Origin of the sequence: Nitrospira defluvii (assembly GCF_905220995.1) — a bacterium.
Taxonomy (GTDB): domain Bacteria; phylum Nitrospirota; class Nitrospiria; order Nitrospirales; family Nitrospiraceae; genus Nitrospira_A; species Nitrospira_A defluvii_C.
The window spans coordinates 1-20728 of the sequence record NZ_CAJNBJ010000016.1 but is presented as its reverse complement, the minus strand read 5'-3'; the positions used below and the strand labels follow the sequence as shown (position 1 = coordinate 20728).

At 59.2% G+C, this 20728-nt stretch carries 19 protein-coding genes and 1 pseudogene; 17 read left to right on the top strand and 3 right to left on the bottom strand.

What is annotated here, in order from left to right; genetic code table 11:
• Window position 1: 1 nt before the first annotated feature.
• The 4 genes from KJA79_RS11755 to KJA79_RS11740 all read left to right on the top strand — a co-directional run bounded on the left by KJA79_RS11755 (window position 2) and on the right by KJA79_RS11740 (window position 3487).
• Window positions 2-919 carry a PfkB family carbohydrate kinase gene (locus KJA79_RS11755; protein ID WP_213042242.1) on the top strand — a complete coding sequence of 306 codons (918 nt, stop codon included), beginning with the start codon at window positions 2-4 and terminating at the stop codon, window positions 917-919.
• Window positions 916-1617 carry a tetratricopeptide repeat protein gene (locus tag KJA79_RS11750; RefSeq protein ID WP_213042241.1) on the top strand — a complete coding sequence of 234 codons (702 nt, stop codon included), beginning with the start codon at window positions 916-918 and terminating at the stop codon, window positions 1615-1617. Before KJA79_RS11755 ends, KJA79_RS11750 begins: the two co-directional genes overlap by 4 nt.
• A gap of 9 nt (window positions 1618-1626) precedes the next feature.
• A complete protein-coding gene (locus KJA79_RS11745) occupies window positions 1627-2574 on the top strand; it encodes a helix-turn-helix domain-containing protein (protein ID WP_213042240.1) in 948 nt (315 codons plus the stop codon).
• A gap of 460 nt (window positions 2575-3034) precedes the next feature.
• A complete protein-coding gene (locus KJA79_RS11740; protein WP_213042239.1) occupies window positions 3035-3487 on the top strand; it encodes a c-type cytochrome in 453 nt (150 codons plus the stop codon).
• A 204-nt stretch (window positions 3488-3691) separates the two neighbouring features.
• Here KJA79_RS11740 and KJA79_RS11735 read toward each other — a convergent pair whose 3' ends face one another.
• Entirely contained in the window at window positions 3692-5560 is a 1869-nt protein-coding gene (locus tag KJA79_RS11735) for a hypothetical protein (protein ID WP_213042238.1), read from the bottom strand.
• A gap of 156 nt (window positions 5561-5716) precedes the next feature.
• Here KJA79_RS11735 and KJA79_RS11730 point away from each other — a divergent pair, with 156 nt between their 5' ends.
• Together KJA79_RS11730 and KJA79_RS11725 are read left to right on the top strand one after the other, a co-directional pair.
• Window positions 5717-7450, top strand: a complete 1734-nt coding sequence (locus KJA79_RS11730; protein ID WP_213042237.1) for a carbamoyltransferase family protein — start codon at window positions 5717-5719, stop codon at window positions 7448-7450.
• Window positions 7440-8981, top strand: coding sequence for a hypothetical protein (locus KJA79_RS11725; protein ID WP_213042236.1), 1542 nt, complete (start codon window positions 7440-7442; stop codon window positions 8979-8981). Before KJA79_RS11730 ends, KJA79_RS11725 begins: the two co-directional genes overlap by 11 nt.
• 236 nt (window positions 8982-9217) lie before the next feature.
• Here the strand turns inward: KJA79_RS11725 and KJA79_RS11720 are convergent, their stop codons facing one another.
• The gene (locus KJA79_RS11720) at window positions 9218-10033 is read right to left on the bottom strand and encodes a dolichyl-phosphate beta-glucosyltransferase (protein ID WP_213042235.1); all 816 of its coding nucleotides are present in this window, start codon (window positions 10031-10033) and stop codon (window positions 9218-9220) included.
• Window positions 10034-10230: 197 nt separating this feature from the next.
• Between KJA79_RS11720 and KJA79_RS11715 the strand changes: the two genes are divergently transcribed.
• The 11 genes from KJA79_RS11715 to KJA79_RS11665 all read left to right on the top strand — a co-directional run bounded on the left by KJA79_RS11715 (window position 10231) and on the right by KJA79_RS11665 (window position 20050).
• Window positions 10231-11010 (top strand): hypothetical protein, encoded by a 780-nt coding sequence (locus tag KJA79_RS11715; RefSeq protein ID WP_213042234.1) that lies wholly within the window; start codon window positions 10231-10233, stop codon window positions 11008-11010.
• A gap of 114 nt (window positions 11011-11124) precedes the next feature.
• A complete protein-coding gene (locus KJA79_RS11710; RefSeq protein ID WP_213042233.1) occupies window positions 11125-12651 on the top strand; it encodes a Do family serine endopeptidase in 1527 nt (508 codons plus the stop codon).
• Between the two features lie 93 nt (window positions 12652-12744).
• Window positions 12745-13692 carry a twin-arginine translocase subunit TatC gene (gene tatC / locus KJA79_RS11705; protein ID WP_213042232.1) on the top strand — a complete coding sequence of 316 codons (948 nt, stop codon included), beginning with the start codon at window positions 12745-12747 and terminating at the stop codon, window positions 13690-13692.
• An 80-nt stretch (window positions 13693-13772) separates the two neighbouring features.
• Window positions 13773-14729 carry an Mrp/NBP35 family ATP-binding protein gene (locus KJA79_RS11700; RefSeq protein WP_213042231.1) on the top strand — a complete coding sequence of 319 codons (957 nt, stop codon included), beginning with the start codon at window positions 13773-13775 and terminating at the stop codon, window positions 14727-14729.
• A 15-nt stretch (window positions 14730-14744) separates the two neighbouring features.
• Window positions 14745-16043: a molybdopterin molybdotransferase MoeA gene (locus KJA79_RS11695; protein WP_213042230.1), complete on the top strand. Its 1299-nt coding sequence runs from the start codon at window positions 14745-14747 to the stop codon at window positions 16041-16043.
• Between the two features lie 20 nt (window positions 16044-16063).
• Window positions 16064-16573 carry a molybdopterin-guanine dinucleotide biosynthesis protein B gene (gene mobB, locus KJA79_RS11690; RefSeq protein ID WP_213042229.1) on the top strand — a complete coding sequence of 170 codons (510 nt, stop codon included), beginning with the start codon at window positions 16064-16066 and terminating at the stop codon, window positions 16571-16573.
• Window positions 16563-17270 carry a cytochrome c3 family protein gene (locus KJA79_RS11685; RefSeq protein WP_246507607.1) on the top strand — a complete coding sequence of 236 codons (708 nt, stop codon included), beginning with the start codon at window positions 16563-16565 and terminating at the stop codon, window positions 17268-17270. The genes mobB and KJA79_RS11685 overlap by 11 nt, the downstream gene beginning before the upstream one ends.
• Window positions 17271-17290: 20 nt before the next feature.
• Window positions 17291-18019 carry an ABC transporter ATP-binding protein gene (locus tag KJA79_RS11680; protein ID WP_213042228.1) on the top strand — a complete coding sequence of 243 codons (729 nt, stop codon included), beginning with the start codon at window positions 17291-17293 and terminating at the stop codon, window positions 18017-18019.
• Window positions 18020-18064: 45 nt separating this feature from the next.
• The gene (locus KJA79_RS11675) at window positions 18065-18544 is read left to right on the top strand and encodes a hypothetical protein (RefSeq protein ID WP_213042227.1); all 480 of its coding nucleotides are present in this window, start codon (window positions 18065-18067) and stop codon (window positions 18542-18544) included.
• 6 nt (window positions 18545-18550) lie between these two features.
• The gene (locus KJA79_RS11670) at window positions 18551-19342 is read left to right on the top strand and encodes an ABC transporter permease (RefSeq protein WP_213042226.1); all 792 of its coding nucleotides are present in this window, start codon (window positions 18551-18553) and stop codon (window positions 19340-19342) included.
• Window positions 19343-19375: 33 nt separating this feature from the next.
• Window positions 19376-20050 carry a 2OG-Fe(II) oxygenase gene (locus KJA79_RS11665; RefSeq protein WP_213042225.1) on the top strand — a complete coding sequence of 225 codons (675 nt, stop codon included), beginning with the start codon at window positions 19376-19378 and terminating at the stop codon, window positions 20048-20050.
• Between the two features lie 55 nt (window positions 20051-20105).
• On the opposite strand, the pseudogene KJA79_RS11660 reads toward KJA79_RS11665, so the two are convergent.
• Window positions 20106-20728: pseudogene (locus tag KJA79_RS11660) on the bottom strand (ABC transporter ATP-binding protein); the annotation flags it as partial.

Genomic DNA, 20728 nt, shown 5'->3' with positions numbered 1-20728 from the left:
CATGGGAAAATTGCTCGTAGTGGGATCAGTGGCATTGGATACGGTGAAAACCCCGTTCGGTGAGGTGACTGAGGTGCTCGGTGGTTCGGCGACCTACTTTTCGACCGCGGCGAGTTATTTCACGTCGGTCGACCTCATTGCCGTCGTGGGAGAAGATTTTCCCGAACAGCATGTCGCCTTTCTCAAGAGCCGCAAGATCGATTTGATGGGATTGGAACGGCGACCTGGCGCGACCTTCCGCTGGAAGGGGGCCTATTCGCACCAGCTCAATGAAGCCCAGACGCTTGATACTCGGCTAAATGTGTTCGAGACCTTCCGACCGAAAATTCCTGCTCAGTACAGTTCGCCGGATGTGCTCTTTCTGGGAAACATCGACCCGAATCTCCAGCTGGATGTGTTGCAACAGGTGAAGCGTCCGGCGCTCGTGGCCTGTGACACGATGAACTTCTGGATCAACGGCAAGCGTGACGCGCTGTGGAATGTGCTGCAGCATATCGACGTGCTGATCATCAACGACGGCGAGGCCCGGGCCTTGGGTGAAGATTCCAATCTCGTGAAGGTCGCCAAGAAAATTCTCGCGCGCGGACCGAAACATCTGATCGTCAAGCGCGGCGAATACGGGGTGCTAATGTTCAACGACAAGCAGGTGTTCGGTGCGCCGGCGTTTCCATTGGATGACGTTCGGGATCCGACCGGGGCCGGCGATACGTTCGCGGGTGGATTTCTAGGGTATCTGGCGGCCACGGGAAATCGTTCCTCCGAAGCCATGCGGCAGGCGATCATTTTCGGAAGCGTCATGGCCTCATTTACCGTAGAAGCCTTTAGCCTTGACCGATTGAGGATCCTAGATTACAAAGAGATTGAGGCGCGGTTTAAAGAGTTCAAGCGCCTTACTCATTTTGAGGATATCGGAGCATGAGAGCGACTGATCGGGAGCGAGGATTCCTGGTGTACGGTGCCTGTGGTTCACGGGGACTGTGCTGGATCCTTCTCTTCCTGGCGAGTGTGGCGACGAGTGGGTGCGCCAACGAAGAGAACGTGCGCAAGTCGAAGGGGTTCTACCAGGAAGGCGTGGCTCGGCTGAGTTCGGATCAACAGCAGGCCTACGTATCCTTTCAGAAGGCTGTGAAGCTGAACCCCGACAACAAAGAAGCCCACTACGGCCTGGGGCATATCTACGCGGCACAAGGGCGGCTCAAACCGGCCGAAGAATCGTTCCGCGAGGCCATTCGGATCGATGGAGATTACTCGGAAGCGAACACCTATCTCGGTCAGGTCCTGGCCAGCCAGGATCGCTGGAAGGATGCCATTGCCGCCTACCGCCAGGCGCTGAGCAACCCGCTCTACCCCACGCCGGATCTGGCGAGGTTTCATCTCGGGAAGGCGTTGATGCATGAGGGCGATCTACAGGGGGCCATGGAAGTGTTGGAAGACGCGGCGACGGTGACGCCGCCTAATGTCCCTCCCGCCATGCTGCAATTGGAATTGGCGCGTGTGTATCACAAGTTGGGGTTTGATGTGCGGGCCCGTGAAGCCCTCTCGAAGGTCTCGACATTGGACAAGGGCGGCGAACAGGCGGCGGCCGCGCAGGAACTCCTCGGTAAGCTCAAACCATAGGCGGACATCATGGAATCAGTGGGTGAATTTTTTCGGCAGGTACGCGAGACGAAAGGTCTGACGGTTGACGAAGTCGCCTCGAAGACCCGCATCCGCACGGATTTCGTCAAAGCGCTCGAAGAGGGAAATTTCGCCAAGTTGCCCGATCAGGTGTTCGCCCGCGGCTTCGTCCGGTCTTACGCGCGATCGCTGGGCTTGGACGAAGAAGATGCCATTCACCGATTTGTGCAGTCTGCCGGGGCCTTTTATGACAAGCAGGGTGAGCGCGAACGGTTGCGACAACGTCAGGTTGAGGAGGAACGCCGTCGCAAGGCGAATCGCAAAGCGGTGGGGATTGCCATCACCGTGGCGATCGCCACGCTGGTGTTTTTGTTGAGCCGTGAGCAATCGTCCACGTTGATGCGGAGAACCGGGTCGGATGTGCCGCCACCGAGCAAGAAAAGTGCGCCGTTTTCCAAGGATGCGCGCGAATCCGCTGCCCGCCCGGCCATGGAACTTCCTCCCCCGATTGTGCCGGCTGCAAAGCCGATGGAACCGGCGCCGGCTCCCCCCGTAGCAAAAGCTACACAGGACAAAGTGGTACCGTCGACGGTTGCACCTGCTCCCGTGGCGCGAGCCCCAGTACAGGTAGAACCAGTTCCGGCTCAGCCATCCGCTTCCATGGGGGCAGACGGACCTCTGGCCGGGTTGTCGGTCGATGGTCCTGTAGGATCCGATGGTCCGTTGGTTCTTGATCTTGACGCGACGGAGCTGAGCTGGGTGGTGGTCCAAGTGGATTCAGGCAGCCCACAGGAAGCGCTGTTGCGTCCAGGTCAAAAGGCGCAGTGGAAGGCGCAGGATCAGTTCACTGTCACCCTTGGGAATGCTGGTGGCGTTCGTGCCGAGTTGAACGGCAAGCCGCAAAAACCGTTTGGCCCAAGCGGAAAGGTTGTTCGGGATGTCGTGATTAAGCGGTAAGCAGACCGGCGAGGGTCATGCGCCTTGCCGGCCGCTGTCTCGGGCCTGTGAGCATGGGATTCCCTGCCTCCTCTATTTCCTCGCCACATATTCCGCCTCATCAAGCCATGTGTCCTTGGGTGGCGCCCCTCTCGCTGCGTTGAGGCGAGCAGGAGATTCTGGGGCGCAAAGGTGTCACGGTCGGAAGCGGCCACGCGCGTGTTTCCGTCTGGATGTGTCAAAAATCCAGGAATTCGCGCATCGTCGTTACGCATTCGCACTGGCATGCTGCTTGAGTCTCTCCGGCGTGAGCATGGGAGGACAAAGGGATGGCTGAGGCAGCCTTCGGCTTGACAAGACAGAAAACCCGTTGCTATAGTTCGCCTGCTTTATCGGCCTTGTCATCCGTTTTTTGTCCATGCTACTTCGGCCCAGAGAGTCGTTGTTCACGCGGTGGGTTCAACACAAAGGAGGAGTTCTGATGGGGTATTTTTCTAAGTTCGTTGGAGTGTGTGCAGCCGTCACCTTGTTGTCCGTGGCGGTGGTGGGCGCTGAAGAAAAGGATCCGCTGAAGCCCCGTGTTGCGCCGGATCAAATGGCGGACGCGAAGGCGATGAAGAACCCGGTTGCTTCGACCCCGGAAAGCATTGCCAAGGGTAAGGCACTGTACGAGGGCAAGGGCACCTGCTTCAACTGCCACGGCAAAGAGGGCAAGGGCGATGGCCCTGCCGGCGCGATTCTCAACCCGAGCCCGCGTAACTTCACCAACTGCAAGTTCCACAAGAAACGGAAAGACGGCGAGCTGTTCTGGGTGATCAAGAACGGCAGCCCGGGCACCGGCATGGTCTCGTTGGTCCCTGCGGCGATCACCGAAGAAGAAGCGTGGACGATCATCAACTACGAGCGCAGCTTCTGCAAGGGCGGCGACGAGTAGTTTCGAGTTCAGCCGAACGGCTGAATGCTGAGGGGCGGCGGGGACATCCTCGCCGCCCCTTTTCTTTTGTGTGAGAAGCGTCGGGATGTTTCCGGCTGAGTGTGTATGGGGGGAGCCTACGCGAGAGGGGTATTCCCATTGCCTGGACGTGCAAGGGAGTTCCTCTCACTCCTGTTCTGAGCGGGGGAGCGCGGGGGAGAATAATCAGTCGGCCACGGGGATGATGGGTGGCTTCGTGAGGATGGAATCCAGATCTTTCCCGGCAGTGCGTGGCGCCGACAGGATTTGCGGTTGCTGTTCCTGTTTGAAGGAGCTCCGAGCTGCGGCTGGTACCTTGCGAGTGATGTAGGCCATCACTTCCCCGATCGTCACCTCGCCATTGCGGTTGACATCGGCTTCGCCGCGAAGGCCTCTCAAGAGATAATAGGTGAACAGGCCGTGATGCAGGGTGTCTGACTCCAGGCTCTTGCCAAATCCCGTGGTCGCAATCATTTGTAGGACCGAACCTGATGCTCCGGTCCATTTCGGTGGCGCCATTTTCGTGCGCCCCTCGGCGCCGTTTTTCAACACTGTCCCGTCGAACACAAAGACGACCTGCTTGGCTTTCAATCTTCCCAGCGCGGATTGCAACTCTTTCAGGGGATAGAGTCGAGAGGGTGATCCCAGGGAGCCGTCGTAGGGAATCAGGAACGTTTCTCCAGCGGGGCTCACCAGCGCCTGTCCCGCAAAATAGACGACGACCAGCGAGTCCTTGGTCGTTTTTGCCGGAAGCCAATCAAGCAACGCTTCTTCGATGTCGGGGCGGAGAGCGCTCCAATCCCGCAAGAGGCGCACGTTGTTCTGCGGAAGACCACCAAGAGTTTGAAAATAGGCGGCGACCGTTTCGGCATCAAGCGCCGCATACTTCCGCGCCGCGATTTCCTGTTCCCGATAACTACTGAGTCCGATGGCGAGAAGATAGTCGCCGGGGCGCTGCGCTCCCGTTGTGGCGGCAGGAATGTGGTCCACGTCCTCAGGCAGGGAGGCCGTGGGTTGAATGGAGACGGGCAGTGTTTGTGGCGGGGCAGCCGGTAGACCTGAGCCGGTGACGAGGGCGACCTGCAATTCTGCCTGCTGAAGCACCGGGGATTGGGGCATGGTCGCAATGAATTCCAGCGACTTGGATCCGCCCGGCGCAAGGGGGCCGATTGCCAGGGTCGTGGCCGGAAATTGGGTGAGTAGCGGCTGCGGACCTGTCAGTCGAACGGCACTGTCCGGAACCGTCTGTGCCCCGGTGTTGACGACGTCGACGCGCACACGCAGGCGTTCGCCGCTTTCGAGCATCAGATTCCCGTTTTCATCCAGCAGCGTGGCTTTGAAAGAGAGGGGGGAGGGCGGAGTCGAGGTCGCACTCGCGCTCGCCGGAGTGGACATCACCGCCGTTTTCAAAGGCACATCGGTCTGAGTGATCGAGCTTCCGGCTGCAGATGGTTGAGTGCCCGGGGCGAGCAACACTCGGGATTCTTGCATGAATTGGGAGGCCAGCAGGGTCGAAGTGTCCTGCAGGAACGGATCGATCACATAGTCGCATCGCTGCTGGGTCAACTCCAGTTGCAACCGTTCCTTCCTGGTGACTTGCAGGGGACGTTCACCCAGAGGCGCGCCGGCCGCGTCGAAAAATTCCGCCAACACATCCAAACTGAGTTCGGCGGGGGCGCGGTCATAGAGCGCGTCCGTCTGGATTTTAAACCGAGGGTCTAACATCCGCATCCGAATCGTCACATCCGGCTTGGACCCGGCCTCAGCACTCCCTGGGAGTATGACGCTACGAAACGTTTGATGGGCGGCTTGGATCAACGTGTCTTCCACGGTCGGTCCGATGGAGAACAGGTGAATGCGGCCGCAACTGTCGAGGTATTCCGTTCGGGCCTTGGATAATGACGGGTCCACGTCGATTTGCGCGGTGAGTGGGATCGGTGGCCCGAGATCCGGAAGCGCCTGACGAGAAAATCGCGATTTGATGGTGTCGCAACCGGAGAACGCCAGCAGCTGAATGAGCACCATTCCCAGAGCACTTGCGCGATGTATGTTCAAACCAGGGCCTCCTCCAGGCAGATGACGAGGGGGAAACCGTACAGGAATGACGTGGGCATTGCAACCGAGCGCGTCACCGGCTTGCGGCCCTCACGAGGCTCGTTTATCCTACCGCCGCGCGTGTTGGAGTAGGGGCAGGAAGGACTGTTGACCCCCATGGTCGTGCTGGGCCTGTCGAACATGAGAGATGCCGCCGCAGCACTCGTCTGCGACGGTCGAATTGTAGCGGCCGCGGAGGAGGAACGGTTTGTTCGGCAGAAGCACGTCACGGCGTTGCCGGTCGAAGCGATACGGTATTGCCTGCGGGAAGGCGGTTTGGCGCTTCGTGACGTCGACGCGATCGTCGTGCCGTGGAAATACTGGCAGATCGGGCGGCGTGTCCGGCTGGCCGTAACGGCTATGATGTGTTCCACCCAACTCTTTCGCGTCAAAGGCACGCGATCGCTCGAGCGCGCGAGTCAGGAGTGGATGGAACTATTCCGGCTTCGCGAGGAGCTGACACGCCGGGTCGACGCGGGCGCGATTCGACCGGTCTTTCTGGATCACCACCTCTGCCATGCAGCCAGTTCGTTTCTCGTGTCCCCGTTCGAACAATCCGCCATTCTTGTCGTGGATGGCGCCTCCGAATCCGACACCACCTTGATGGCAGCAGGCGCCGGTCGTCAGATCACCGTGCTGGATCGCACACCTTTGCCCCATTCTCTCGGACAGTTCTATGCGGCGATGACAGCCTTTCTCGGTTTTCGCCCGGATCAGGATGAGTACATCGTCATGGGACTTGCGTCGTCCGGCGAACCGGCATTTGCGTCTGCTCTGCGGCGAGAAGTCCTACGCCGGCTTCCCCGGGGGCGGTTCGAGTTGAATACGAGATTGCTCGATTTTCATCTCGCGCGGGCCGGTGTATTCGTGGCGGAGTTCGTCGGCCTGTTTGGTGCTCCTCGACGCGCCACGGACGAGATCACTCAACGGCATCGGGATCTGGCGGCCAGCGCGCAATTGGTTCTGGAGGAGACGCTGCTGCATTTAGGACGACATCTGCGTTCACTGACCAGAGCCGATTCGCTCTGCCTTGCGGGTGGGGTCGCATATAACTGCGTGGCGAATGGGCGCCTGCGAGCCGAATTGGGGTTCCGCGATGTGTATGTCCCGCCGGCTGCGGGGGATTCCGGTGCGGCACTCGGGGCTGCCTTGTGGTGGTCGTTCAGGCGAGGCCGAGGGACGACCAGGCCCGTGCTGCCCGATGCCTATCTGGGGCCGCAGTTTGATGAAACTGCCTGTCGAGCGGTTTTGACGAGCGCCGGACTCAGGGCCGAGACGCTGACAGATGGGCGACTGTATGAGCGGGTCGCCGAAGAACTGGCCCTCGGCAGACTGGTGTTCTGGTATCAGGGGCGGATGGAATGGGGACCACGCGCGTTGGGGAACCGCAGCCTGCTTGCCGACCCGCGACGGGAAGACATGCGGGAATTGATCAACAGCAAAGTGAAGTGTCGTGAGGCCTTTCGTCCGTTTGCGCCTTCCGTCCTGGCCGAACGGGCACCGGATTTTTTTGACCTGCCCGCCCCCTCGCCGTTTATGCAGTTCACGGTGCGGGTTAAACCATCGGCGAAAGGCCTGCTCCCTGCCGTGACCCATGTCGATGGCACGGCCAGGGTGCAAACGGTGACCTGTGAGGCCAATCCAAGATTCTACGCACTACTGGCCGCGTTCGGGCGCCGAACCGGAATCCCGGTCCTGCTGAACACGTCGTTTAACGTGCAGGAACCTATCGTCTGCAGTCCGGATGAGGCGGTGCGGTGTTTTCTGCGCACCAGGGTGGAGTGGCTCGTGCTTGGAAATCTGCTGGTGGGCCGGCCGATGGAAACCTCGCCGCAGAATCATGAATGTTGAGGCGGGTGCGTCCATGGGCCTGTCCTCGTCTCGCGGAATCGTGATTCTGCTCGACCTGCTCCTTGTCGCCTTCATCATCAATCTTGTGCTGCAGCCCTTGCTGGAACCGGATCTAGGCTGGCATCTACGGGCCGGTTTGGATGTGGTCGCCCATGGGTGGCGGTTGCCCGATACCGATCCCTATTCCCACACCATGCCGGATTGGCATTGGGTGGAGCATGCCTGGTTGACGGATGGGTTGCTCGCTCTGATCTATCAGGGCATGGGTGCGTTCGGCGGGGTCGGGCTGATTGTCTTTTTCGGTGGGGTCGCGGGGCTTGCCTGGTGGACGGCATCAGGAATTGCGCGGGTACCGAGGACGTACCGACTGGCGGCTATGGTCGGCAGTCTCTGGGTAGCCCTTCCTTTTCTCGGCGCCCGCACGCAACTGCTCAGTCTCCTCGGGGTGGCAGTGCTGCTGCGAGTGTGGGCGTGCATTCAGCAAGGCCACCGGCAGTGGGTGTGGACGCTCCCTCCGTTGTTGCTCTGTTGGGCCAATCTGCATGGCGGGTTTACGGCCGGCCTGTTCCTGATGACCCTGTTGTTGTCTCTGTCGTTGCTGCTCACGATGTGTGTGGAGCGGCGGTTCTGTCGCGCCGCATTGGATGAGCCGGTACTCAGTTGGAGCGATCTTGGTTACTGCGCGATCGCGCTGGGGTTGGCGGCGGCCGCGACCGCGGTGAATCCCTATGGGTGGGGGCTTTATGTAGAGATCTACGATTCGCTGACCGATCGGTTCATGCTGGAGACGCTGCGGGAATGGCAGCCGGTGTCTTTAGAGGGGTGGGCTGGTCGGGCCTATGGCTTGTATCTCGCCGTTCTTCTCTGTCTGGTGGCCGGATGGTACCGACGGGTGGAGCCTGTTCGCTGGGTGATGTTGCTGCTTGTCCTCGGGTTATCGTTGCGGCATTGGCGCAATGTGACGCTGTTTCTCGTGGTCAGTCTCCCGCTGGTGGCAGAGCTTCTCGCAGCGGTTGCCGCCTCCTGCCTTCGCCGGGCACCCCTGCTCAAGGAACGCACGACCCCAGTGTTGCTTGTGCTGACCGGCGCAACCGCGACGGCCTTGTATGGACAGGGACTCGAACATCTCGACCATGTCTGGCAGTCCGGCCGCGCGCCGGAGCGCTATTTTGAACAGACTGAGTATCCGATCGAAGCGGTGCGGTGGATCCGGAGTCACCGGCACGAACTCGGCACGAGGTTGTACAATGACTACGGGTTTGGCGGCTTTCTTCTGTGGCATCTTCCCGAGGAGCGCATCTTCATCGACGGCCGAATGCCGGCTTGGCGCATCCACGATCGGCGGATCTTTCAGGACTATGTGGAATTGAATCGTGACGATGCGCCGCAGTTGGCCGTGTTGGATCGGTATGGTGTGGATTGGGGGCTGATTCAACGTGGCACTGGACTGGCAAAAGTGTTGGAAGGCCATCAGGCCTGGCAGACGGTCTACACCGATCCCAAGGTGGTGATTGTGCGTCGGCGCTCGTGATCGGGATGATGGTGTGGGACGACGTTGAACAGCCTTGCAGGATGCGTAAAAGGGCCGTTCAGCAAGGCCGCAGCGGGGTTCGCGACGCGACGAAGAAGGAGCGCCACGACTGCGGACGGGCGCGGGTCGGTGAGCGCCCAGTGTCCCAGGGTCGACTCGTACTCTTGCGGTACGGTGAGCCGCTGAGGCGGCCGTGTCTCGCGAGTCCGCTTCTGGCGGACTTTTTCCGCATCCTGTTAGGAGTGTGTCGGTTCGATTGTTGCTAGGTCCGGCTCTACACCGCCGGGTGTGGGACGGCAGCGGGGCTGGTAGAGGCCTTGAGCCTCGCGCCTTCGGATCGCGAGAAGTTCCCTGAGCATGACGGAGCCGTCCCGCCATGGACGGACTTTCGAGCCTGGTTGGTCGGCCCAATTGATCGGCACTTCGGCAATTCGGTAGTTCCGCCGGCTGGCGATGTGAAGCAATTCCAGGTCGAAGGCGTAGCCATCGACACAGGAGACTGAAAACAGGTCCTGAGCGATCGGTTGCCGGAACAGCTTGAATCCACATTGGGTATCGGCAAATTGGGGCTCACCCAGGCGGCGCACCACATGGTTGAAGATGCTGCCGAGGAGACTGCGATGCCATCGCGCCTGCACGGTGAAGGCCGGGTTGTGAGATGCCAGGGCCCGCGAGCCAATGGCGAGGTCCGCGCCTGCCGCGATGGCCGCCTCTAATCGACCCAATTCTTGAATAGGGGTTGCCCCGTCCGCATCCGCAAACAATTGCAGCTCGCCGCGCGCCGCCTGCATGCCGCGTCGAACCGCAGCGCCTTTGCCCCTGTTGCACGTGAGTTGGATCAGCCGTACGTGTGGACAGCGGTGAGCGGTCTGTTCAACTGCCGGTGCGGTACCATCGTCACTGCCGTCGTCGACTACGAGAATCTCATAGGGACGCGATTGCCGGTCCAGATAGGTGAGGACCTGCCGTAGAAACAGCGGAAGGCGTCGAGCCTCGTTGTAGGCAGGAATGATGATGGAAAGGTACGGCGCCTGAGTCGAGCACGGTGTCACGGTGAGACAGCCTCGTGTCGGAGTGTGACGCGATCGATCCGCCACAGCGACGAATCGTGGGCCACGGTAGCTGAGCGACGGCAGAAATGCAAGCCATGGGTGCCCGGCTCTTGACTTGGATATGGAGCGGAGTGGATCGTATCGTTCATGGCGCTGGCAGCGTGCCATGCAAAGTGAATCGGGCCAGGGAGGGTGTCATGAGGCGAAGCAGAACGTGGTCTGTGGCGCTGCTGGTCCCACTCATGCTGGCGGGGTGCGCGACTGCCACTCCTCCAAGCCGGCTGGATCGGTATGTCGTGACGACAGCGACTGCTGAGGAAGGCGTGTCGAGGTTGCCGGCCTCGCGTCCGGTCCGAACGGTGCTTGTGGTCCTGGGTGACCACTCGGATCCTGAGTCGGCACCGGGTTTGCCGGAAGACGCGCAGGCACGAGTGGCGGAGATGCTGTCTGCACAGATCAATCGTGGGTATCCGATCGTCATTGAGCGGGTGGTCACCCTCGGGGATGTTCTTGCAGCCGGGACGGCTCCGGACTGGAGGGCGTTCGCGAAGCAGCAGGGCGTGGACTACCTGGTAGTCGCGGTTCTGTCGAGCACCGAGCAGGAGTACCCGGTCTCCCTCTTCCTGGGGTGGACGACGCATCGGCAGCCGGGACTTCGGCGAGACAACTGGTCGTTGGCCGAAGCGGCCTTGGTCGATGGACGCACGGGACGACAGCTGGTTCAGGCCGAGGGGCGCGCCATGGCCACGCTGGATCGGCCCACTGCGCCGGGTATTTCGCAATGGTATCCGGTGATTTATCTCAGACCGCAGGACCCGGAGCGGCGCATTTGGCCGCCGACGTATGAGGGGGCCCCGTTGACACTGCGAGTGGTTGCGATGGAACAAGCCGCGATGCGACTGGCCGGGAATCTGCAACGTGCCTGGATTGAACAGCGGGAACGTGAGTCATTACACGGAGAAGTGGCCTCGCGATGACGGCCGGCGCTGCGTTTTCCTCTTTGAAGGCGATTCTGTGATTAGTGTAGAATGACGCGTTCGACGATAGCGCGGAGGATGGTCCCTCAATTTCCGGTCTCCAGAGGAGAACACATGGCGTATCGACATCAGCGCAGCAAGGTGCTGTCCGTAGTCGCAGCGACCACCATGGTCGCTGCCACGTTTTTGTCGGGTGGAGTGCAATTCGGGTCTCAGGCCGAGGCGGCTGGTGTACCTCCGGCATTTGCCCAGGGTTTTTCAGAGATCGTAAAGGCGGTGACGCCGGCAGTCGTGAATATTGCGGTGACCGGCGGGGGTGAGGGCCGTCGCGAAGGCCGCCGCCAACTCCCGCCAGGCGGTCCTTTCGGTGGCCCGCCTCCGGGGCCTGGTGATGAGCCTCCCGGTATGGAACCCCCCGGTGGCCCTGGCGGCCCTCCCGGTGGTGGCCCGCATCGTCCGGAGCAGAGCGCAGGCTCTGGCGTTATCCTCGACCCCAATGGGTATATCGTTACCAATAATCACGTCGTGGAGGGTGCGACCCAGATTACGGTGACGCTCTCGGATCGCCGGGAGTTCCCAGCCAAGATCATCGGCACCGATCCGAAGACGGATCTTGCCATTATCAAGATTGAGGCGAAAGATCTCGCCTCGATGAAGTGGGCGGATTACGAGGAACTGCACGTTGGCGATTTGGTCCTTGCGGTGGGAAGTCCCTTTGGACTCAGCTCCACCGTGACGTTGGGCATCATCAGCGCATTGGGCCGCGGTAACGTCGGTATTGCGGACTATGAAGACTTTATTCAGACGGACGCCGCCATCAACCCCGGCAATTCAGGTGGCGCTTTGGTCAACATGGAAGGCAAGTTGATCGGGATTAACACCGCGATCTTCTCCCGCACCGGCGGGTCCGAAGGAATCGGGTTTGCCATTCCCAGCAGCATTGCGACCGACATCGTCGAGAGTCTGACGAAGACAGGCAAAGTGGTGCGCGGATGGATGGGCGTGGCGATTCAGGAGATCACCCCGGCGCTGGCCAAGTCCTTCAAGTTGCCGGACCAGCGGAAGGGCGTCCTGATCAGCGACGTGAATGAGAACGGTCCCTCCCACACGGCCGGCATGCGGCGTGGAGATGTGGTCATCTCTTTCAACGGCAAGGAAGTGCAGAGTGTCAGTCAGCTGCGCAACCTGGTCGCGCGTATGGCCGTCGGGAAGGAAGCGGATATCAAGATTTTGCGCGAAGGCAAGGAGCAAGTCCTCAAGGTCAAGGTGGCTGAGCGCCCGTCGGATGAAGTGCTCGCAAAGCGCGAGCCTGGTCCTGCTGCGCCTCCGACTGAGACCGTGAAGCCGCCCGACAATGTGCTGGCGGCGTTGCGCGTTCAGATGTTGGATGCGGCCATGCAAAGCCAGCTGAACATTCCCGCCAAGACTACCGGCGTGGTGGTGAGCTCTGTGGAGGCAGGGAGCCCTGCAGAGGCGGCAGGGCTGCAGCGTGGCGACGTGATCCAGGAGGTGAATCACGAGGTTGTGAAGAACCTTGAGGATTACCAGAAGGCGTCGGCCAAGGTGAAAAAAGACGAAATGGTTGTGCTCCTGCTGAGTCGGCAAGGGAACAATCTGTTCGTAGCCGTCAACCCGAAGTAAGGCATTGATGAGGGTGTAATCCGGCGAGCGGGCCGGGACAAGATTCTGGTTCCCGCTCGCCGGATTACGGTCACATCAATTTTGTAAATACGCATGGCTGACGGGTTCAAGTTTCAAGAGTGGCTGCAAGATACGGTCTTCAAGCCGCTTGAAGATAAAAAAATGCCGGTCATGGAGCACTTGGTTGAGCTCCAAGTCCGGTTGACCCGTGCGGTCATCGTCACGGCCATTATTTTTGTCGGCACGTTCTTTTATGCCGACACGCTGGTGAAGTGGATCCGGATCCCGCTTCAAAACATGTTCGTGCCGGGGTCCCTTTCCTGGATTCCAACCGACCTTCCCACAGTTCCATTCGTCTTTCTCGCACCAGCCGAAGCCCTCTGGCAGAATGTCAAGGTCGCGGGGTTATTTGCGCTGGTGCTGGGCACGCCCTACATTTTGCTGGAGTTTTGGCATTTCGTGGTTCCCGGCTTGCACGCGCAAGAACGGCGATTCGTCGGCCCGTTTGTGATCCTCAGCACGTTGGCCTTTTATCTCGGGCTGTTGTTCTCCTTCTTCTTCGTCTTGCCCTTTGCGTTGAACTTTTTGATTTCGTATGGTGTCAATGCCGGATTCATTCCGCAACTCTCGATTGCGCAATACGTCGGCTTCGCACTGTGGTTTCTGCTGGTCTTCGGGCTAATTTTCGAAGTGCCGCTGGTAATTACCTTGTTGGCCAAGCTTGGGTGGGTGGACGCTCCGCTCTTGAAGCGGTATCGCAAGTGGGCCTTCTTGACGGCGTTTATCTTTGCGGCGATTCTCACGCCGACGCCGGACCCATTCAATCAATGCCTGATGGCCTTGCCCATGTATATTTTCTATGAAGTCGGGATCGTCAGCGCAGGGATCTTCAACAAGAAGAAGACCGAGGCGCAGGCCCAGGCGCTTGTCCCGGCGGTAGCCGCCGCAGGACCCGGCGTCGGGAAGCCGAGTCCCTCGCTCCCCGCCGGCGGGGGAGACAGTGAGTATGTCGGTGTGCCGACCGGTGGCCGTCGACACTAGTTCGAGCCGGGAACGAGGAAGGCGACGAAGGCTTGCTTTCGTCCCATGCAGCAAGATGTACGTTGTACGAGGAGTCTAGGATGCCACGCGAGTTAAATGTCATTTCACAGCCCGGTTCCAGCAGCGGCGGAGATGCCTGTACCTATATGTGGGCCTGTGCCATTTGCGACGAAAATGAAACCTGCCAGAAGGATAAGGAAGGTCACAGCCGGTGGCTCGTCGCCAAACGAATGGAACGGATTGAATACAAAGTGCTCGTCATGAGCAATAAGGGAGGCGTGGGTAAGAGCACCTGCACCACCAATCTTGCCGTCAGTCTGGCGTTAAAGGGGTGGCATGTGGGCATCTGTGACATGGATATCCATGGCCCCAATATCCCGAAGATGGTAGGGGCCGAAGGGCAAAAGCTGAAGATCAGCACGTCAGGCGGGATCATTCCGTTTCAGGCCTACAATATGAAAATCGCCTCGATGTCGTTTCTTTTGCAAAACTCCGATGATCCGATTATCTGGCGGGATGCCTACAAATACGAATTCATCAATCAATTGCTGGGTGGAGTGGAGTGGCAGGATCTCAATTTCCTCCTGATTGATCTCCCTCCGGGTACCGGAAACGAATCGGTGACCACCATCGATCTGCTTGGTGGGGTCAGCGGAGCCGTGATCATCACGACGCCTCAAGAGGTGGCGTTGCTCGACTCCCGTAAGTCGGTGACCTTCTGCAAGGATAGTGAAGTGCCGATCATCGGGATCGTCGAAAACATGAGTGGGCTCGAATGTCCACACTGCCATAAGGAAGTGAATGTCTTTCGGAAAGGCGGTGGTGAAGCTTCTGCGTCGGATATGGGCGTCCCGTTCCTTGGCCGGATTCCGTTGGATCCTGATGTGGTGACACAAAGTGATGCGGGGGAGCCGTTTGCGCTGTTCAATTCTGACTCGGCGACCGCTCAGGCCTATCATGATATTGCCAACCAGGTTGAGGCGTTCTGCAAGAAGAGTGGCTCGCTCATCAAGCTGGCGCCACGCCAGCAACATTGATCGGATGGTGATGTGGTGAAAGCTCCCGATGCCTTGACTGGATTGACTCCGCTTCACGAAGCCCAGCGGATCGTGTTGGATGCCGCTGCTCCGTTAGGCCTTGAAAAAGTGTCGATTCTCGACGCGCTGGGCCGCGTGCTCGGCGAGGATGTGATTGCCGAACGCCATAATCCACCGTGGGACAATTCCGCGATGGACGGATTCGCAGTGCGCGCGGAGGATATCGCCCAGGACCATGCGATCAGCAAGCCTGTCACGTTGACCGTTATCGAAGATGTCCCGGCTGGAAAAATGCCGACGCAGTCTGTCGGGAAGGGGCAGGCTATCCGGATCATGACCGGTGCGCCCATCCCGAAGGGCGCCGATACGGTGGTCAAGGTCGAAGATACCGAGCATACACCTGAATCGGTGCGTGTGTTCAAGCCGGAAACTCGCGGGGCCAACATCCGTCCGCAGGGCGAAGATGTCAAGCAGGGCGACTGCATTATTCCCAAAGGCACAAGGATCCGGTCCGGTGAAGCGGGGATGTTGGCCATCCTGGCGAAATCGTTCGTGCTGGTGTACCAGCGTCCACGGGTAGCAATTTTGTCGACGGGGGATGAGTTGGCCGACTTGGACGAACGATTCAGTGAAGAGAAGATCATCAATTCGAATAGTTATGGAATCGCGGCGGCCGTCCAAGAAGCCGGCGGAGTGCCGATTCTTCTCGGTATTGCGCGGGATACGCCGGCCGCCTTGAAGGAAAAGATCTCCCACGGGTTGAACGCCGATATTCTAGTGCTGTCCGGCGGAGTGTCGATGGGGGACTACGATTTTACGAAGGCCGTCTTCCGGGATCTCGGCGCCGAGATGAATTTTTGGAAGTTGGCCATCCGCCCGGGGCAGCCGCTCGCGTTCGGAAAAATTCAAGGGAAGCTGGCGTTCGGGTTGCCTGGAAATCCGGTCTCCTCCATGGTGACCTTTGAGCAACTGGTGCGTCCTGCCATGCTCAAGTTGTCCGGGGCCAGCAGCTACGGGCGCCCGATGCTGCAGGCGGAGTTTCAGGAAAAGTTTTCGAAAAGAAATGACCGTCGACACTTCCTGCGCGGGGTCTTATGGCGTGAAGGCGGTGTGTTCAAGGTTCGGACCACCGGTGATCAGGGATCCGGGATTCTCACCTCGATGGTCAAAGCCAACTGCCTGATCGATATTCCCGTCGACGTGGAACGCATACATCCCGGTGATTCAGTGACGGTGCAGCTTCTCAGTGGTTCGGCCTGGTTGGAACAGGCTGCTCCGGCTCCTACCACGGGCCATCGTCCCTCCTGCTGTTGAGCCGCGAAAGGAACACGGTGATGTCGGTACCTATCCTGTCTTTTGTCGGCCGGTCGAACAGCGGGAAGACGACGCTCATCGAGCGCGTGATCCCGCTGTTGGTGCGGGCGGGATATAAGGTGGCGACCGTGAAACATGCCGGCCATGGATTTGATCTGGACACGGAAGGCAAAGACAGCTGGCGGCACAAACAGGCCGGTGCGAGCAGTGTCGTGATCATTTCCAAGAGCAGCCTGGCCATGTTTGCCGATGTCTCGGATCACATGAATGTCGAGGATGTGCGCGAACATTACCTGGACGCTTCTTACGATTTGATTTTGGCCGAGGGGTGGCGCAGCGAGGGTTATCCGAAGATCGTGGTGGTCCGTGATCAGATCGGAGAAGTCCCCGTTTCGCAGGACGGCCTGTTGGCTATCGTTTCCAACAAGCCGGTTGAGACGTCGGTGCCCTTGCTTGATCCCGATGACGTGACCGGAGTGGCGGAATTGATCATCCGGCATTTTCCCAAACCTCGACGGGATGATGCGTAAGACCCCTGCCATTGTGTTCGGAGCGATCTTGGCCGGCGCATTGGCTATAGGGGGAGTTGCGGTTCCGCTGACCAACCATCCGAAGTTCTGCGCCAGCTGCCATACCATTCAGCCCGCCTACGAACGTTGGCTGCAGTCTTCCCATAAAGAGGTGGAGTGTGTCGCCTGCCACGTCCGGCCTGGAGTTGTCGGCTGGTTGCAGGATAAGGCCTGGCACGGCACGAGAGATGTCGCTATTTATCTCTTCGGGACACCGACGGAACCGCATAATTTGCAGGCGCATATCGATTCCGCGGTCTGTCTCGGGTGCCACCGTAACATCCTGCGTGTGTCGGAGATTGCGACGCGTGATCTGCCGGCTCCGGTCAACGATGTCGGGCTGATCATGAGTCACCGCAAGCATATGGCGGCCTTCGACCAGCGCAAGCAGGGTGAGGGATGTACGACCTGTCATGGAGCGGTGGTGCATGAGAAACCCATCAAGGGGTATCCGATCGTGATCCCGCGCGGGCATGTGTCGGCAGACAGTCGGCCTTGGAAGCCGGAACATCCTGAAGGCTCGGTGTTGCATAAACGGGCTCAGGCGGACTGCTTCCGTTGTCACGACAACAAGACCGAATACGAAGGTCGCGTACTGAGCCGAAAGTGCGAGACGTGCCATCTGCCTGAGAAGCTCACGGAATTCCTGTCCTTTTAACCCACGGACCCATCTGCGCCATGTCAGTCTCGGTGGTCGAAGTACGTAATCTTCGCAAACAGTTCGGCGCCTTTACCGCGGTGGACGGCATTTCATTCGAGATCGGACACGGCGAGATTCTCGGGTTGTTGGGGCCGAATGGTGCGGGGAAAACCACGACCTTTCAAATGATGTTGGGGCTTGTGACGCCCACATCGGGCTCGATCAAGATGTTCGGCCTCGACTTGCAGTCGCATCGAGAGGCGATTCTGCAGCAGGTCAATTTCTCCTCCACCTACATCTCGCTGCCCTATTCCCTGACGGTGGAGGAAAACCTTCGCGTCATCGGCCGGCTGTATGGCTTGCCTGATGTCGCCGGCCTCGTCGACGATATGATACAAAAGCTAGACATGAACGAGTGGCGGCATAAGCTGACCCGCAAACTCTCGTCCGGACAAATGACGCGGTTGACGTTGGCGAAGGCGTTATTGACCAAGCCCAAGGTCTTGTTCCTCGATGAACCGACGGCGAGTCTGGACCCGGATGTTGCGCACAAGATCCGGGAAGTTCTGCTGGAGGAGCGGCAGGCCACCGGGCTCAGCATTCTCTATACTTCGCACAACATGCGAGAGATGGAAGAGATGTCAGATCGTATTATTTTTTTGCAGCGGGGGAAAATCGTTGCGGAGGGCAAGGCCAGGGATATTGTGGCCCGGTTCGGACAATCGGACCTGGAAGAGGTATTTCTCAAACTTGCCCGCGAACAGTAGTCGGAGATCGGGCGAGGTCGACGTGAACAGGGAGTAAGCGCAGTCATGGTTGATACAGGGGTGTCGTTCGGCGTGGGCCTTCTCATGGGCGGACTCGGATTGATGTTCGCATGGGGGCTCCTCTGGTTTGTCGTAGGCGCCATTGGGCTGGCTCGGGGGACTTCGGGGTGGGCCATCTTCATGAGCAGTGTCAGCAGCACGACGATTGCCGCGTTGTCGTTAACCGGGGTGTTCTGGGCGATCGATGCCGCACGGCTGGGTAGTTCGGCCTTGCATCTGGGGCTGGCTGGATTTCCGATGGCCTTGCTCGTGGCGGCGGCTTGCCGTTTGGAGGATGGACGGCGGATCGGCCCGGCGTTTGTTGAGGGAAGTGTGTTGATGTTCCAGCAACTCCTCGGCCCGCATCAGGAAGAGGCCGGCGGGTGCGGACATTGTCATGAGCAGCCGGTTGAGGAACACCCCTGTCAGCAGAAACCCTGTTTTGAGCAGTCGTGTCACGAGAAGCCTTGCGAAGGGAAACCCTAGCTACCGATGACCTACCATCGCATCGCCGCCCTCGTCGTTCGCCATCTCTATCTGTATCGGCGCAGCTTGCCGCGAGTGATGGAGATTATCTACTGGCCGTTTTTGGATTTGGTGGTCTGGGGATTCATTACGGTCTACCTCGCGACCTTTCAAGGGCAGATGCCGGCCGTGGTGACGTTTCTGCTCGGAGCACTCATTCTGTGGGACGTATTGTTTCGGTCGCAGCAGGGCATTACGATTTCATTTCTCGAAGAACTGTGGGCCCGCAATTTGATGAATCTCTTTGCCAGTCCCCTCACCCCCAGCGAGTTTCTGGCCGCGACCATGGTCATGAGTCTATTCAAGGTGACCGCGGTGTCGATGGTCATGTCCCTCTGTGCCTGGTTGTTTTACGGCTACAATGTCTTCATCATTGGAATTTGGTTGATGCCATTCATCATGAATCTGGTCTTGACGGGATGGATTATCGGGGTCTTCACGACCTCACTGATCATGCGTTTCGGGCAGGAGGCGGAGGTGTTGGCGTGGAGCATGGTTTTCCTCTTTCAACCGATCTCCTGCGTGTTTTATCCGATGGATGTGTTGCCGGTGTGGTTGAGGGGTGTGGCCTGGATGAACCCGGCCGCACATGTCTTTGAAGGCATGCGGGGTCTGCTCGCGACGCACGTGGCGCCGCTGACCAGTCTCAGCTTGGCGAGCGGCCTGAATCTGTTCTATCTCGGGGCCGTCATTCTTTGGTTTCATCATACCTTCAATGTGTGTAAAGAACGGGGTTCATTGGTGCGCGTGGGTGAATAGTTGAACCGGCTCTGCCGGTACCAAGGGAATGGCATGAAGATCGTATCTGGACAAGTCGGATCATCACAGTTGTCGGGTGGGCTGGAGGCGTTCTCGTTTCACAAGACGCCGGTGCTGGTGATTGAGAACTTCTGGTCGGCAGAGGAGCGTAGCCAATTCCGTCAGGCGATGGAGCGGGCCAATTGGAATCAATTGCAGAACATGACCTATGTCCGACAGGACTTTCCAAACTCGGGTAATTGGGCCAAGGCAGAAATCGCGCAGCCGCAGGGACGCTTGTTGCTGAGTCGACTGGAGATGCCCTGCATCCAGCAGTACATCGAGTCGTTTCCGAACATCACGCGGCGTCACCTTGGATTCAGCTATTACTCCTACGGAGCAGGCGATTGCTTGCTGACGCATGACGATACGGATCAGGGGCATTCGACCGGTGGAAAGCCCGCGCCTCGTCGACGGCTCGCGCTCGTCAGTTATTTTCACGAGCAGTGGGAATGTGATTGGGGCGGCGAATTGATGATCTACGAGGCGATAGGTGCATCACAGGACGGGAAGCCGGAATTGGCTATCACGCACTGTATCGTTCCGAAACCGGGATCCCTCGTCATGTTTACGGTGCCGCGTTTTCATCGGGTCTGCCGTGTCGATCAAACGGCTGGTCACCACAAGCGACTCTCCATCGCCGGTTGGTTTATGACCGAACATGCCTAGTCGTCGAGTTACGGACACGGGAATATTGTCTACGGCCGTCACCCTGCCGCGGCTGTCAATCCGGTGTCACACGTCGGACAGCTTCAAACCGCGTGCGCCATTCCAACAGCGGACGAACGACTCCCGGCCACCGGCCATGGAAGTCGCCCCGTGCTGAGTCTCCGTCGCCGCTGTCATCCACACGAAATCCGATGACCCGTGGTGCATGGGCATGGAGACGGAAGGGATCTTCGGTCATCATGAGGGATGCGACGGTCATCATCCCTTCTGCGAGAAAATTGCCGGGAATCCTGGCCGTGGACACATATCGGCCGACTCCTCGTGGAGTTCGCTGCCAGGCCGGGTCTCGATCATGGGCGATAAACACGGTGACGTCTTCTTCGTTGTAGAGATTGAAGACCGGGACGAAGATATGTCCGGCCTTCAACACATCAAACTCGACTTCGAGATCAATCGGCTTCCGGATGTCGAATCGGTCGGCAATCCGCCCGGCCTCGGTTTTGACGCGGACCGCCCGCAGGCGCACGATGTCATTGCCCGGGGCCTGTGCCGAGTCCGGCCATTCGACTGACGGCTGGATGTGGCCGGCATGCAAGTAGTGGTTCACGACGTCATGCGCCGCGCCGGCCTGGACGATCTCCCCCTTGTTCAGTAGAATGGCGCGGGAGCACATTCGCG

What these genes read in the sequence shown, in the direction of transcription:
- KJA79_RS11755 (WP_213042242.1), top strand. Translation starts at nt 2, where the DNA reads ATGGGAAAATTGCTCGTAGTGGGATCAGTGGCATTGGATACGGTGAAA.
- KJA79_RS11750 (WP_213042241.1), top strand. Translation starts at nt 916, where the DNA reads ATGAGAGCGACTGATCGGGAGCGAGGATTCCTGGTGTACGGTGCCTGT.
- KJA79_RS11745 (WP_213042240.1), top strand. Translation starts at nt 1,627, where the DNA reads ATGGAATCAGTGGGTGAATTTTTTCGGCAGGTACGCGAGACGAAAGGT.
- KJA79_RS11740 (WP_213042239.1), top strand. Translation starts at nt 3,035, where the DNA reads ATGGGGTATTTTTCTAAGTTCGTTGGAGTGTGTGCAGCCGTCACCTTG.
- KJA79_RS11730 (WP_213042237.1), top strand. Translation starts at nt 5,717, where the DNA reads ATGGTCGTGCTGGGCCTGTCGAACATGAGAGATGCCGCCGCAGCACTC.
- KJA79_RS11725 (WP_213042236.1), top strand. Translation starts at nt 7,440, where the DNA reads ATGAATGTTGAGGCGGGTGCGTCCATGGGCCTGTCCTCGTCTCGCGGA.
- KJA79_RS11715 (WP_213042234.1), top strand. Translation starts at nt 10,231, where the DNA reads ATGAGGCGAAGCAGAACGTGGTCTGTGGCGCTGCTGGTCCCACTCATG.
- KJA79_RS11710 (WP_213042233.1), top strand. Translation starts at nt 11,125, where the DNA reads ATGGCGTATCGACATCAGCGCAGCAAGGTGCTGTCCGTAGTCGCAGCG.
- tatC (WP_213042232.1), top strand. Translation starts at nt 12,745, where the DNA reads ATGGCTGACGGGTTCAAGTTTCAAGAGTGGCTGCAAGATACGGTCTTC.
- KJA79_RS11700 (WP_213042231.1), top strand. Translation starts at nt 13,773, where the DNA reads ATGCCACGCGAGTTAAATGTCATTTCACAGCCCGGTTCCAGCAGCGGC.
- mobB (WP_213042229.1), top strand. Translation starts at nt 16,064, where the DNA reads ATGTCGGTACCTATCCTGTCTTTTGTCGGCCGGTCGAACAGCGGGAAG.
- KJA79_RS11685 (WP_246507607.1), top strand. Translation starts at nt 16,563, where the DNA reads ATGATGCGTAAGACCCCTGCCATTGTGTTCGGAGCGATCTTGGCCGGC.
- KJA79_RS11680 (WP_213042228.1), top strand. Translation starts at nt 17,291, where the DNA reads ATGTCAGTCTCGGTGGTCGAAGTACGTAATCTTCGCAAACAGTTCGGC.
- KJA79_RS11675 (WP_213042227.1), top strand. Translation starts at nt 18,065, where the DNA reads ATGGTTGATACAGGGGTGTCGTTCGGCGTGGGCCTTCTCATGGGCGGA.
- KJA79_RS11670 (WP_213042226.1), top strand. Translation starts at nt 18,551, where the DNA reads ATGACCTACCATCGCATCGCCGCCCTCGTCGTTCGCCATCTCTATCTG.
- KJA79_RS11665 (WP_213042225.1), top strand. Translation starts at nt 19,376, where the DNA reads ATGAAGATCGTATCTGGACAAGTCGGATCATCACAGTTGTCGGGTGGG.